Source organism: Aestuariivivens sediminis (assembly GCF_022662105.1).
GTDB classification, from domain to species: Bacteria; Bacteroidota; Bacteroidia; order Flavobacteriales; family Flavobacteriaceae; genus Aestuariivivens; species Aestuariivivens sediminis.
Genome location: NZ_JAKMCP010000002.1, coordinates 595,916 through 609,660, shown reverse-complemented (window position 1 = coordinate 609,660; position 13,745 = coordinate 595,916). Strand labels below are relative to the sequence as shown.

Genomic DNA, 13,745 nt, shown 5'->3' with positions numbered 1-13,745 from the left:
CATGAAACGTTTTTTATATATCATAACCGTTTTGCTTAGTCTAAGCACTTTAGCCCAAAATGAACAGTTATTTGAAGAAGGCAATACCTTCTATAATGAAGGTCAGTATGCCGAGGCCATAGATATTTACAAACGTATATTGGATACCGGTAAACATTCTGCAGAATTATACTTCAACTTGGCGAATGCACATTATAAGTTGAATAATATAGCACCGAGTATTTACTATTACGAGAAGGCCTTGCAATTATCTCCAAACGATGAGGATATCAAAAACAACTTGGACTTTGCAAAAAATATGACTATTGACGATATTGATGTCATACCTGAAACGGGTTTAACAAAACTGTTAAATACATTTACCCATTATTTGAGTTTTGATAACTGGGCAAAACTGGCAATCCTTTTTGTATTTTGTTCTGTCATATTATTTTTAATTTACTATTTTGCCTACAGTTCGTTTAAAAAACGATTGGCTTTTATTTCCAGTATCTCGTCCTTAATGTTATTTTGCATCAGTTTAGCACTGGCTTTTCACAAATACAATCTAGAGCAAAAGGATAGACCTGCCATAATTTTTGCCTCAGAATGTAAAGTTAAGACTGAACCTAATTCCAGAAGTGAAGAATTGTTCAGATTGCACGAAGGCACTAAAGTTCAGCTTTTGGATACCATAAATGAATGGAAAAAAATAAAGCTTTCTGATGGTAAGACAGGGTGGGTTGCAAACAATGATATTAAGGCACTTTAAACAATCTCATCGGACGTGTGGTGTTCTTCTTCCTCCACATTAATAATGGACGGTAAAATTAAAGGGATAAGGGATTTTATAGGTTCATAAAGGATAGATTCATTAACTTCATCGTCGTCCATAAAAGTTAAGGCCTTATTGGTTTTTTCAAAAATAATCAAGACTACACTTAAAATCAAAGCATACTTTAATCCCCCAAATAATGCGCCAAGCAGTCTATTTACCAGACCCAATGCTGCAAAATCAGCCAGTTTAGTTAAGGCCTTACCGGCAATTGCAATGGCCAACACAATTATAATGAAAGTCATAGCAAACGCTACAATATTTATGGTTTTTTCGGTCCAGTCGACTTTTTCTATTAAAAAGTCTGCCACAAAATTACTGAAATGAATGGCCCCATAAATCCCGGCAATTAGTGCAACAATTGAAGCGACTTCAACAAATAGTCCTTTTATAAAGCCGCGTACAATGCCAAATAAAAGTAATGCACTTAATAGGATATCAATAAGACTCATGTTGTAAATATAGAGATAATTCTCTTTTTTGTTCTTATACATTACTAGCTTTCTTAACTTTGAAATTTAATTAAAATCATGTCTAGGGACCAAAAATTAAAAGAACGCTGGGAATTGATAGTTAGTAAGCTATCGCATCAATTTGCTGAAGGTGATGTAATCGATCTGGATGCCATTATTTATTTAATTGGGGTACAGGAATTAGGGCAACTACATAGAGACTTTAAAAAGGAACAAAAAGTTGATTTGATGCACATAGCGATTTGCAAACTCCTAGCACCATACGGGTATTACGAGCTCGATTTTGTGGATAGTGATGGTTGGCCACATTATAAGGTCAAATCCCAATTACCCCATTTAAAAGCGGGTGAGCAGAGTGTTTTAATGAAAGAGGCCATTGTTAACTATTTTTTGGAAATTGAGTTTATAGAATAGTTCGGTATTTTTTCTACTCAAAGGACTTCATGGATTACTTTATTTATCTTACCGTTTAATGCCAATATTTTCATTAAATTTGCCCTCAGTTTTTGAATACTGAAATAATCTCGAAATCTTTCGGGACCGTCCAAGTGAGATATCATGATAGATAAGATAAAAGAACTTATAACTGAAGCAGAAACGTTCAAAGCGCAATCGATCGAAGAGGTTGAAGCATTTAGAATAAAGTATTTAGGTAAAAAGGGATTGCTTAACGAATTTTTTGCCGAATTTAAGAATGTTGCCAACGAACATAAAAAAGAATTTGGACAAACCGTTAACAAGCTTAAAAAAACAGCGGAAGATAAGGTAATTACCCTAAAAGCGGAGTTAGAGAGCAAAGAAGAGGTTAAAGGCGTATATGGTGACTTGTCCCGTCCGGGAGAGCCGATACCATTAGGAGCTCGACATCCCATATCCATAGTTAAAAATCAAATTATAGAAATTTTTTCCCGTATTGGGTTTAATGTAAGTGAGGGTCCCGAAATAGAAGATGACTGGCATAATTTTACGGCCTTAAACCTGCCGGAATATCATCCTGCACGGGATATGCAGGATACCTTTTTTATCCAAACCAACCCAGATATTTTATTACGTACCCATACCAGTTCGGTACAAGTACGTTACATGGAAAGTCATAAGCCACCGATTCGCACTATTTCTCCAGGCAGGGTATATAGAAATGAAGCTATTTCGGCCCGTTCACATTGTTTTTTTCATCAGGTGGAAGGCCTTTATATTGACAAGGATGTGAGTTTTGCCGATCTTAAGCAAACTCTACAGCATTTCACAACCGAAATGTTTGGTAAAAGTAAAATACGTTTACGGCCGTCTTACTTCCCCTTCACGGAGCCTAGCGCTGAAGTGGATGTGTATTGGGGATTGGAAACAGAAACCGATTATAAAATGACTAAGGGAACAGGGTGGTTGGAGATAATGGGCTGTGGAATGGTCGATCCGAATGTATTGGAAAACTGTGGTATAGATTCTAAAGAATACTCCGGGTTTGCTTTTGGTATGGGTATCGATCGCATTGCCTTGCTGCTCCATCAAATTAGTGATATCCGTTTACTAAGTGAAAATGATGTACGGTTTTTGGAACAGTTTAGGAGTGCACTTTAATGGTTAAATGCGTTTGTGAGGGGCTATGGTTAAATAGTCATTTTCCCAAATTTTCTTAGTGGTTTCTTGGTCCATATTGGATCCAGATAATATGATGATAATGGCTTTTTTACTTTTTTGTTTTTGTAGCCATTTAAAAGCCGCTTCCATAGGGAGCGCACTGGTGGGTTCAATACGTACTTTAAGTAAATGGGTGAGCCATTGTGTCCAGTAAATTATGGCCTCTTCAGGAATTTCATAAAAATTATCGAGTTGTTTTAAGTATTCAAAAGTAATATCTCCCACAGCCAGGGTCATGGCACCATCAGCTAGCGTCTTAGGAGCTTCTTTTAAATGTTGAATGGCATTTTTACGAAGCGATTCCGCGGCATCGTTCCCCATCAAGGGTTCAGCACCGATTACTTGTGTTGTTTTAGATAAGCCTCTCGCAGCCACCAAGGTACCAGACAATAACCCACCCCCACCGCAAGGCGCAAATATGGCATCGACATATCCTTGTGTATTTAACATTTCAAAAGCGGCTGTACCCTGTCCGCAAATTACTTGTTCATGGTTATAGGGTGGTATCCAAAAGGTATTTTTTTCCTTTGATGCTTGCTTTACTAAACTATCGGCCTCTTGTCTTGATTTGCATAAAATGACTTTAGCACCATATCCCATGGTTGCCTGGATTTTTATTTTCGAAGAATACTCAGGCATGTATATGGTGGAAGGGATATTAAATCGTTTTGAAGCCCATGCAACAGCCTGAGCATGATTGCCCGAACTATTGGCTACAATATGTTTTGGATTATGTTGGTTTTCTTTTAACCAAGCTATGGTATTACTGGCACCACGGGCTTTAAACGCTCCAATCTTTTGAAACCCTTCAGCTTTAAAATAAATGGTATGTCCTAGCCATTCGTTTAGTAATGATGAACTTAATATTGGGGTTTCACTTATTATTCCATCAATTCGAGATTTAGCCCTTATAATATCCTTTATTTTTAATGGTCCATTCATAAAAGAGAATATGTTCAGATCAATGTTATAAATATAACCTTATAACAGTTAAATAAATTAGATTTGAACCTTAATTTGTGTGTACCATGAAAAAGGATATCCAGATTCCACAGGTTGAAGGGGTTTATATTGCCGTAAAGTATGAAAATAATGAATGGTACAGGACCCGAGATTGGAACGCCTATATCATTAACGATAAAGCGGTGGATTTAGATAGGGTCATAATTGTATCGTGTGGTTATTCAAAGGATAAGATAACCTCCGTATTTAGAAAACATATCAATGTATTGCCATGGAAAAGCTATGCTAAAATTGAATTCATGCAAGAGGAGTTTTTCACTCTAAACAATTCCTTTAAGGTTTCCTTTTTTGTGGGGGATAAATTGTTTGATAAAACGTATTTGTTTAAAAGAAATACCATCACTTTAGATGCATTGCAACCTGTGCCTTTAATGCAGTCCAAAGGGATTGTCGTAAAATAAGACCAATATCATAAACTTTTGTATCCGAAATGCATTGGCAGTGGCTGAGGTTAATTCAAGCTAATCCAATTTCTCCGTTAATTTTTTAAACTCCTTTTTTGGGTTTTTATTTTCATAAAGTATACCGTAAACAGCCTGGATAATCGGTAGTCGAGTTTTCTTCAGGTTTTTTTGATTTAATACCTGTGCGCCTTTTGTGGCATAATAGCCTTCAGCAACCATATTCATTTCCATCATGGCACTTTTTACAGTGTATCCTTTCCCTATCATATTACCAAACATCCGGTTTCTTGAAAATGTTGAATACCCTGTGACTAACAAATCTCCTAAATAAGCAGAGTTATTGATGTTCCGTTTCATTTTATGCATTTTTTTTATGAATCGCTTCATTTCTCTAATGGAATTACTCATTAATACGCTCTGAAAATTATCACCATAACCTAAACCATGAGCAATTCCTGCAGCAATGGCATATATGTTTTTTAACATAACCGCATATTCCACCCCAATAATATCATCACTGATTTTTGTCTTTATGTAATCGCTGGATAGGTTCTTGGCAATAGCCTTTGCTTTGTTTTCATCAGCGCAGGAAATGGTTAAATAAGACAGACGCTCCAGAGCCACTTCTTCAGCATGACAGGGCCCGGCAATAACGGCAATATTTTCGAAAGGAATATGATAAGTTTCATTAAAGTGTTGGCCAACCAATAGTCCGGTTTCGGGTAGAATACCTTTTACTGCAGAGACCACTATTTTTTTGGAAATATCCACCTTAAGTTTTTCAAGTTCACTATACATAAAAGCTGAAGGAATCACAAAAATCAATACATCGGCATAAGTTGCAATTTCATTGATGTCGTTACTTAATTTTAACTGATCCATATGAAACTCAACCGAACTCAGGTAATTGGGGTTGTGTTGTTCTTTTAATAAGTGTTCTTTGGTATAAACGCTTCGCATATACCATCCAACCTCATCTAAATTTTCACATAACATTTTAACGATAGCCGTAGCCCAGCTACCAGCCCCAAAAACAGCATATTGTAAAGACTTATTCATAAAAACGGAATGATTGTAAGTTTCAAAAATAAACAAAATATTACTGATGTCTAAAGGAGTCTTTTATGTGGCATTTCATTTTTGGCACGTGTTTTGGATTTGTTTATACAGAAACCCATTAAATGTTTGATCATGAAGGCAGTAAAATTACTTTTAAGCGTTTCGCTTTTAACTACATTATTCACATCCTGTTATACAGAGGTTGTTGTTGACGATCCCGGAATTTCAATCCATCAATTATTGGCATCACACGAACTGTGGTATGTGGATATTAATAAAACAGTAGGCTACGGAGAAACCCCATTTTTGCAAAAAGCATTTACCATTTCATTTAGAAACGGGATCGTTTATGCCAATAATAATATTGTGGGTTTAGGGGATACCGGTAATGGGTTTGGCATTGATGTAGGCGAATATGAAGCCTACGATATGATTTTAGATGTATACCATGATATTGATGGGTTTGAGACCTTTGATGTCTATCAAATAGACAGTAATACGATAGAGCTTTACAATCCCTATAATGATACCTCTTATTTTTTAGAAGGCTACCAACGCAGTAATTTTGATTATGATTTTGTTTTCTATGATAATATTCATTATTTCCTACAGGAATATGAAGCTTGGGAAAAGACCTATACAAGTGATTTCGGAGCTATTAACGAGTTTGATAACGAAAATTATTTACAGTTCTTAGCTGGAGGTAATGACTCCACATTCCGGAGCTCACAGGATGATTTTGGGATGAATCCGGCTAATATAATATGGGATTATACCGGTGTTTATGGTGTTGGTGATGTAACAGGAAATATGTACTTAAAAACTTTAACATTAGATTATGATTATTTTGACAATGAATATTTCGAATTGAGCGTTATTAATGATGGAAAGATAGGGCTATTCCACCCTGCCTCCGAAACGCTTTATGAATTTGAAGGCCGCGGTTATATACAGTATTTAAAAACAGGTAATACCAAAGGAAATATCTCTGGCACCACGGATAAAATGCGTAAGCAAAGAAAAGATAAGGTGCCTAATCCAAGGGAAAATAAAAGAATTTAAACCTATTTTTGGTTGGTTGTTTAGTTGAAAAGAGCCGTTTAAAGCAACACTTGCTTTAGACGGTTTTTTTTGAGGATATCATTTATTAGGTTTACCGTTAAGTTTTAAGTTAAAACTACATAATGAGTTAGCACAATTAGTGGGAACTTAAGACTATATCAAGAAAATGGGATATTGCCCTTTACTTGTAAAAATTCATTTCATCCAAGTATTCCCAAACCGGTTCAGGCAACATAGGCTTTACATTTTTCCCTTCTTTAATCGATTTTCTTATAAAGGTTGATGAGATTTCCATAATGGGGGCATCAATACAATGTACCTTAGGATGTTGGTGAAATGGGGTTGATTCAGTGCCTTTTGAAATTCTGGGATAAACGTATAAATGGTGTTGCTCTAGAATCAACTCATAGTTTTTCCATTTGTGGAAACTTTTCAAGTTATCCTCCCCCATGATTAAGGCAAATGCATTATCCGGATATTTTTCCTGTAAATGTACCAGGGTATTTATAGTGTAATTGGGTTGTGGTAAATTAAATTCAATATCGCTTGGTTTAAGATTGATATAATCTTTTGTAGCGCGATAAACCAATTCCAAGCGTTGATAGTTATCCAATAGGCTGTTTTTCTTTTTAAAGGGACTATGTGGCGTTACTACAAACCAAACCTGATCCAGCACACTGTATTCCACCATGTAGTTGGCAATAATTAAATGCCCGACATGTATAGGATTAAATGAACCAAAGAATAAGCCAACGTTCATAAAGATAGAATTAAGAATTCACAAAGTCGCCAACAATTGCCTCCGCTTCTTTAAGGGCCGTTTCTAAATTATCGTTTTTTATAATGACATCAAATAGCGGAGCTGTTGCCAATTCTGCGGAGGCCTTAGCAACACGCATATTTATTCGGTCTTCGCTTTCGGTTTTACGTTTTTTTAAACGTATTTTAAGTTCGTCAATACTTGGGGGTTTTACAAATACAGCTATGGTTTGTTCTGGAAATTTGCGTTTAATTCTTAGGCCTCCAGATACGTCTATATCAAAAATAACATGTTTGCCATTTGCCCAAATGCGTTCCACTTCACTTTTTAAGGTGCCATAAAAATTATCACGATAGACTTCTTCCCATTCGAGGAACTCGTCATTCTTTATTTTGGTTTTAAAATCCTTGGCCGATAAGAAGTAATAATCCTTACCGTCTATTTCGTTCCCACGCTTTGCACGGGAGGTAGCCGATATGGAAAATTCCAAATTTAATTGGGGTATTCCCAAAAGATGTCGAACAATGGTTGTTTTTCCGGAGCCTGAAGGTGCTGAAAAGACAATGAGTTTACCTGTTTTAGAATTATTATGTGTCACTAATCTTGCTGGTTTTAGGGATTATAGAACAAGGAGCTTTTACAGTACATTCAGGAGTTGCTCTTTTATTTTTTCGAGCTCGTCCTTCATTTGTACTACAAGCTGCTGCATAGGAGCATAATTACTTTTAGAACCTATGGTGTTGATTTCCCGACCCATTTCCTGACTAATAAAACCGAGTTTTTTACCATTAGACTCTTTCGAGTTTAAACATTCAATAAAATAGTCTAAGTGGTTTTTTAGCCGTACTTTTTCTTCGGTGATGTCCAGTTTTTCTATGTAAAAAATTAGTTCCTGTTCAAAGCGGTTTTCATCAAACTTTTCCTTTAACTCTTCAACCCCTTTACTAAGTCGTTCTCTCACCCCCTCGACACGTTCGGGATCCATTTTAATGACTTCCTTTAGAATAGCACTAATGTTACTAACCCTGCTTCTAAAATCAACTTCCAAAACTTTGCCTTCATCCAATCGATGATTACTCAAATCGTCTATAGCCTTTTTTATTTCGCCTTCAATACGTTTCCATTCCGTTTCGTCAATTTCCTCACGAACCGTATTAAGGGCATCCGGAAAACGAACGGCCATTTTAAGTAACTCGGTATCATCTGCATCAACCACTTGCTTTAATTGCTGCATGTATTGTTTTACTACGGGGGTGTTTATTTGAGTGGAGGTATCTTCGGCAGTCGTTTCAACATAAATGGAAAAATCTATTTTACCGCGTACCAAAGTATTAGCAAGCAATTTCCTGATGGTCAGCTCTTTTTCTCTATAAATGGACGGCATTCTTGAGTTCAGGTCGAGGTTTTTACTATTGAGTGATTTAAGTTCAATGGTTATTTTTTTTGTTGGTAATTGCAATACAGATTTCCCATAACCTGTCATTGAATGTATCATAAGGTATCAATATTAAGTTGTACAAAAGTACATGAATTTTTTCATTTGAAATGAGCTTTGGCAAATCATGATTCCAACGGATGTGTTCATAGCCGAAACCTATGGAAGGTTCACGAGAACTTATGAAAAATGAAATAATTTTTATATGAGTAAGTCCATCTCCCCGATAATGTAAAATACATACTAACAGATGAAACCGTCACAAATGCGCTAATGAAAAAACTAAAAGGGACTGTTAGTGATTACCTAGGGGAAACTAAAATAAACAATACCGTAATGTACATCCCTAAGTTGATCCGCATTATTTTATACTTTAACTCGATTATAATTACATTTGTTCATAGTATCAGTATTTTCAAGAACCCCTTGGAAGGGTTAAAGACCTATTAAATGGGTTTAAATGAATGCCCTGGACAGGTCCCTGAGCGAACAATAATATATTATATTTTATAAAATGAATAAACATTATCTGGTTTTGGTTTCTGTTTTGATCTTTAACAATATGTATCTATTGGGCCAGGGTCATGCAGAGGCTGCTCATGTTATTAGAGTGCTATCCTATAATATTTATCACGGTGAAACAGTAGCTGCCGACAAACCGTTCGATTTAGATTTGTTAGCTAAAGTAATTGCTGATACCGAGCCGGATCTAGTGGCTTTACAGGAAGTGGATTTTAAAACTACTCGAGCTCAGAATTACGACTTAGTGACCGAATTGGGGCAACGTACAAAGATGGCCCCTTTATTTGGTAGGGCTATGGTATTTGATGGTGGAGAATATGGTGAAGGTTTATTGTCAAAGTATTCCTTTATTAGTACTAAGAAACACGAGCTTCCAGCACGTGAAGGCAAGGAATCCCGAGTGGCTTTAGAGGCTTGCATTGTTTTAAAATGTGGAGATACAATTCGTTTTGTAGGGACCCATCTGGATCATACCACAGATGATACAGATAGAATTAATCAGGCCAATAGATTAAATGAAATTTTTCGCGCCTCCGAAGTCCCTACCATTTTAGCCGGCGATTTTAATGCACAGCCGGATGACCATCCCATGCAAATTTTATATAAGGAATGGCTACCTACATTCATGGAGCCAGCACCCACCTATCCGGCGATAGAACCTGTGGTAAAAATTGATTACATTTTATGCAGACCCACCAATAGGTGGGAGGTTCTGGAGGCCAAAGTTATTGATGAACCTATAGCTTCGGATCACAGGCCTGTATTGCGTGTTTTGAAGTTAAAACTATAGATGCCGTCTTAGGGGGTTTGAAACATATGAATAACCAATGACAAAAAAATGGGCATCCATGCTTGTTAACCTGCGCATTGACCCATTACTCCATATCAATACCTAAACCCGATAAAGGACCATAAGCAGATTTCTTAATAGATGGTTTCCTCTTAATGCATAATTACAAATGGAAGTTTTGGGCATTTAAAAAATACCTATTAACTTATTTTGTTATCAATCTTATGGTTAAGGTTTATCTGCTTATTATTGATGGTTAATGAATGTTAAGAAAAACTCAGTTCATTTTCTTTTCGAAATCGGAATCATTAATCCATCCTGCTTTTACATCTTCTCCATTCATATAACGTTCATAAAAGTGTGCATTTCTGTCCGGAGGGTATTGGTCGAAAACAGCACCATTTCCAAATATTCTAGGATCTTGTTGGGTTTTTAACTCAGACTCTAAAATATGTTTTAATTCTCCTTTAATATTTTGAAGTTCTTCATTTTCTGCTAAATTATATAGACAATTCTCATCAGTGCTCACGCGATATAATTCTTCTTTGGTGTGTTTCCCGAAATTTAATTTCCAATACTCATGGTTTATACCGCTTCTGTTGAGTTCCAGTATCTCCGTTTTTGTAGGACTCCCATCTGTATTGGTATATCCTGTTTCCGGATTTCCTGCCGGCCATCGATCATTTTCGTAATTGATTAAGTAGAGAAATCCGTCTTTAACAATTCCCCTAATGGGATAACCGACATCATTAGGTCTGCCAACATCATGTCTTTCTTGCCCCAAAAGCGTATAATCCTGCTCTGGTTCTATGACATCCTCTTTATCAGAATTGAAAATAGGTTTTAAACTTTTGCCCTGAATAGGATGCATGCCTAACGCCTTGGCATCATATCCTGTTATATCTAAAAATGTGGCTGCAAAATCTATAAAACTTACGTAATCTTCTATGGTTCTCCCCGGATTTTTAATCCCATTTTTCCACATAATAGCTAAGGGCAAATGATTTGAATGCTCATAACTTAATCCTTTAACTCTTGGAAACGGCATGCCGTTATCGGAAGTAACCACGATAATGGTATTTTCCAATTCCCCTCGCTCCTCTAAAATTGCAAGCATGCCTCCGAGCTGTTTGTCAAAGTACTCTAACTCATAAGCATAATCCAAGACATCATTTTTTACCACATCGGATTGGGGCCAATAAGGAAAAACGGAATTCAATTGTGCTAATCTTTTATTTCCAAGACGAACACCGGTACCATACTCATAGCTTCTATGTGGTTCATGTCCTCCATACCAAAAACAAAAGGGTTCATCCGATGTTTTCTGATTCAGGAAACTTTTAAAATTTCCAACGTAATCAATATTTGAGATACCGGTTGTAGGCGGTTCCGTTTTCTTGTTGTTATAGGCTTTAACAAGAAGTTCTCTTTTACTTCCATCTTCATTCAAAGCCGTACCTGGAGCCCAACCTTTACCCGTATAACCCACGTGGTATCCTTTTTCTGAAAGGGCCTCATGATAGGTTTTAAACTTCGTTGGGAAATATGCAAGGTGATTAGCCGCTTCCTCAAGTTGCCATGTATTTCTTCCTGTTAAGATGATGGATCGGGAAGGACCACATTTCGCGTTAGGGGTATATGCATTACTAAATAATAAACCTTGATCTGCGACTTTATCGAAGGCGGGAGTGGCAATCCAATCTGTGCCGTAAGCACTCATATGCTTCCATGTGGCATCATCTGCCAGGCAAAATAGAATATTTGGCTTTTTAACAGGTGCTGTTTCTTTAAACTGACAAGCATATAACATACTTCCAACTATAAATGTTATAAGAGCTATAAGTGTAACTATTATTTTTTTCATAGAATATAAAATTAGTATTTACCGGAATAAGAGGTTATTCTCATTTTGAATCCCTTTGTTTTAATATATCCACTCAATCGTCAGCGTTGTCCCTAGTTCTCAAAAACTAAGTTGGTATTATTGTCTTCTAACAGAATATCATGGTCCTCAGAAAGGTCTTTTGAATTTCTTATAAATTGGTTTCCTCTCACCACCGTATTCACAGAACACTCAATAGATAAGGCTCTTTTATTATACAGGAAGATATTATTGGTGATGGAAATATTTTCTAATCCCTGCCATTTTGCTGTAGCTACCCCGGACCATTTTCCTTTGGCCTCCGGATTTTTTAACTTGGTAACACGTAATCGTATAGCGGCCGCATTGTAATCTTTAAAAAAGGTGTCGTCATAGCCACAATTGTCAAAAATATTTCTATCAATCGTTATATTGTGAGAGACAAAACCTTCACCCCAATCGACACCATTGTTCATAGAAATAGCACATTGGCTCAGGTTTTTAAAGACATTACGCTCAATGATCCCGTAAGCACTTTGTAATAAAATACCATATCGTCTTGCGTTTCTAAAGGTATTGTTTCTTATAACAAAGGATTCGTTGGACTGCGAATCCAAATAGGCAATATCGTCCTTTTTTGTCTCGCCCACTCGTAATTTTTCCTCCAGCGGCTTATCCAATGTGATTTGCATCCTGTTATTCCCCAAATACTTATTTTCTACCACCTCGTATGTGCCGAGAAACTTTCCTTCTCTGGGATTGTAGATTCTAATGATGTCCCCTTTTGCCGTATGGTATTTTACAACCAACCTGGTAGGTGACATTTGTTTTAAAATATGTCTCTTGGTCGATTTTAAGTTGATGGCATCGTCGCTATAGCCTTCAAAAAGACAATTCTCGATCCATGGACCAAATTTACCGCCATTGGCATGTACACAATCGGCATTGGCACTGTGTATTCGGCCTTCCTTAAGTTGCAGCTTACAGTCTATAATGTTCCATTCCTCCATACTGTGTGCGCCATAACTTCCTCCCGGACTTGAATAGTTGGTAATATTTAAATAGGTGATGTTCTTACTCACTTGAGACATAAAAATAGGTCTCCCATTGGTGCGTGCCAGGTGGACATATGGGTCGCCAACCTCTAAATGTTTTAACAAAGGCAGTGCATTGATTTTGATTCGGAAAACACGAGGCGACAATTCCTCAAATTCTTTCGATGCGTAGAGATTGGGCGCGCCGTCCTTGAGCTTTCCGGGAATATTGCGATCCATGACCATGCCCCATACGCGTGTAGCCTGTTGAAACATGTCGTGGCCTAAGGTTGGGAATCCGTTGTCTATCTCCAGATCGAAGCTTCTGTTCTTCAAATCAACAGCAACAATTTTGCCCTGTGTGAAAGGCAGCGGGTCGTAGTCAATAAACAGATCCTTTACGATGATATTCTTGCTTTTAAAAACAGAAAGAAACCCTTTGAGCGGGTCATGGATGATGATTTCCGCACCGTTACCTTCAATCAGGATCTGATTGGCATCTCTGAGTTCTATCAAATGGGACTTGTTGTCGTTTGTAAACAAATTGTAGGTTCCCTTTTTAAATACCAATTTAGAACCGGTTCCGTTCTTCGATACTTTCTTACAGAAATTTAAAGCTTTGGTGATCGCAGGACCATCATCTTTGCCATCATTGGGAAAACCGCCAAATTCTGCGAGATTTACCATGATCACGGCAGGCATATCAACCAGAGGCAGGTTTCTTTCGGTTCTGAAGTTATCGGGCAGGGTGAACTGGTATTGTGCTTGAGAATAAGAACAGATAAAGAATAATGAAATAATAACAGCGTAAGACTTTATCAATGTTTTAATTTTTTTTTAGTTAAGAAGTAGTTTATAATACCATACAAT

The 13,745-nt window shown here is 36.9% G+C and carries 14 protein-coding genes; 6 read left to right on the top strand and 8 right to left on the bottom strand.

Annotation, left to right across the window (positions count from 1 at the left end; all coding sequences use genetic code 11):
- The first annotated feature begins 1 nt into the window (after position 1).
- Entirely contained in the window at positions 2-751 is a 750-nt protein-coding gene (locus MR054_RS06940) for an SH3 domain-containing protein (protein WP_242157130.1), read from the top strand.
- Here MR054_RS06940 and MR054_RS06935 read toward each other — a convergent pair.
- The gene (locus MR054_RS06935) at positions 748-1,308 is read right to left on the bottom strand and encodes a CvpA family protein (RefSeq protein WP_338081511.1); all 561 of its coding nucleotides are present in this window, start codon (positions 1,306-1,308) and stop codon (positions 748-750) included. The two genes, MR054_RS06940 and MR054_RS06935, sit on opposite strands and share 4 nt — an antisense overlap.
- Before the next feature lie 36 nt (positions 1,309-1,344).
- On the opposite strand from MR054_RS06935, the gene MR054_RS06930 reads away from it, so the two are divergent.
- Together MR054_RS06930 and pheS are read left to right on the top strand one after the other, a co-directional pair.
- Positions 1,345-1,701, top strand: coding sequence for a hypothetical protein (locus MR054_RS06930; protein ID WP_242157129.1), 357 nt, complete (start codon positions 1,345-1,347; stop codon positions 1,699-1,701).
- Positions 1,702-1,845: 144 nt separating this feature from the next.
- Positions 1,846-2,865 carry a phenylalanine--tRNA ligase subunit alpha gene (pheS, locus tag MR054_RS06925; protein WP_242083293.1) on the top strand — a complete coding sequence of 340 codons (1,020 nt, stop codon included), beginning with the start codon at positions 1,846-1,848 and terminating at the stop codon, positions 2,863-2,865.
- A 3-nt stretch (positions 2,866-2,868) separates the two neighbouring features.
- Here the strand turns inward: pheS and MR054_RS06920 are convergent, their stop codons facing one another.
- Positions 2,869-3,867 carry a serine/threonine dehydratase gene (locus MR054_RS06920; RefSeq protein ID WP_242157128.1) on the bottom strand — a complete coding sequence of 333 codons (999 nt, stop codon included), beginning with the start codon at positions 3,865-3,867 and terminating at the stop codon, positions 2,869-2,871.
- 86 nt (positions 3,868-3,953) lie between these two features.
- Between MR054_RS06920 and MR054_RS06915 the strand changes: the two genes are divergently transcribed.
- Positions 3,954-4,349 (top strand): hypothetical protein, encoded by a 396-nt coding sequence (locus MR054_RS06915; protein WP_242157127.1) that lies wholly within the window; start codon positions 3,954-3,956, stop codon positions 4,347-4,349.
- Between the two features lie 60 nt (positions 4,350-4,409).
- Here the strand turns inward: MR054_RS06915 and MR054_RS06910 are convergent, their stop codons facing one another.
- Positions 4,410-5,411, bottom strand: a complete 1,002-nt coding sequence (locus tag MR054_RS06910) for an NAD(P)H-dependent glycerol-3-phosphate dehydrogenase (RefSeq protein ID WP_242083287.1) — start codon at positions 5,409-5,411, stop codon at positions 4,410-4,412.
- Positions 5,412-5,543: 132 nt separating this feature from the next.
- Here MR054_RS06910 and MR054_RS06905 point away from each other — a divergent pair, with 132 nt between their 5' ends.
- The gene (locus tag MR054_RS06905; protein WP_242157126.1) at positions 5,544-6,473 is read left to right on the top strand and encodes a nicotinic acid mononucleotide adenyltransferase; all 930 of its coding nucleotides are present in this window, start codon (positions 5,544-5,546) and stop codon (positions 6,471-6,473) included.
- Positions 6,474-6,654: 181 nt separating this feature from the next.
- On the opposite strand, the gene nadD is transcribed toward MR054_RS06905, so the two are convergent.
- The 3 genes from nadD to MR054_RS06890 are packed head-to-tail and all read right to left on the bottom strand — an operon-like array spanning position 6,655 to position 8,728.
- Positions 6,655-7,233 (bottom strand): nicotinate (nicotinamide) nucleotide adenylyltransferase, encoded by a 579-nt coding sequence (gene nadD / locus MR054_RS06900; protein ID WP_242157125.1) that lies wholly within the window; start codon positions 7,231-7,233, stop codon positions 6,655-6,657.
- A gap of 10 nt (positions 7,234-7,243) precedes the next feature.
- Entirely contained in the window at positions 7,244-7,831 is a 588-nt protein-coding gene (gmk, locus tag MR054_RS06895) for a guanylate kinase (RefSeq protein WP_242083281.1), read from the bottom strand.
- Between the two features lie 39 nt (positions 7,832-7,870).
- On the bottom strand, positions 7,871-8,728 hold the full coding sequence (locus MR054_RS06890; protein WP_242083280.1) for a YicC/YloC family endoribonuclease: 858 nt from the start codon (positions 8,726-8,728) through the stop codon (positions 7,871-7,873).
- Between the two features lie 454 nt (positions 8,729-9,182).
- On the opposite strand from MR054_RS06890, the gene MR054_RS06885 reads away from it, so the two are divergent.
- The gene (locus MR054_RS06885) at positions 9,183-9,980 is read left to right on the top strand and encodes an endonuclease/exonuclease/phosphatase family protein (RefSeq protein WP_242157124.1); all 798 of its coding nucleotides are present in this window, start codon (positions 9,183-9,185) and stop codon (positions 9,978-9,980) included.
- 277 nt (positions 9,981-10,257) lie between these two features.
- On the opposite strand, the gene MR054_RS06880 is transcribed toward MR054_RS06885, so the two are convergent.
- Complete coding sequence (locus tag MR054_RS06880) at positions 10,258-11,844, bottom strand: sulfatase family protein (protein WP_242157123.1); 1,587 nt, start codon at positions 11,842-11,844, stop codon at positions 10,258-10,260.
- 92 nt (positions 11,845-11,936) lie between these two features.
- Complete coding sequence (locus MR054_RS06875; protein ID WP_242157122.1) at positions 11,937-13,697, bottom strand: right-handed parallel beta-helix repeat-containing protein; 1,761 nt, start codon at positions 13,695-13,697, stop codon at positions 11,937-11,939.
- Between the last annotated feature and the right edge of the window lie 48 nt (positions 13,698-13,745).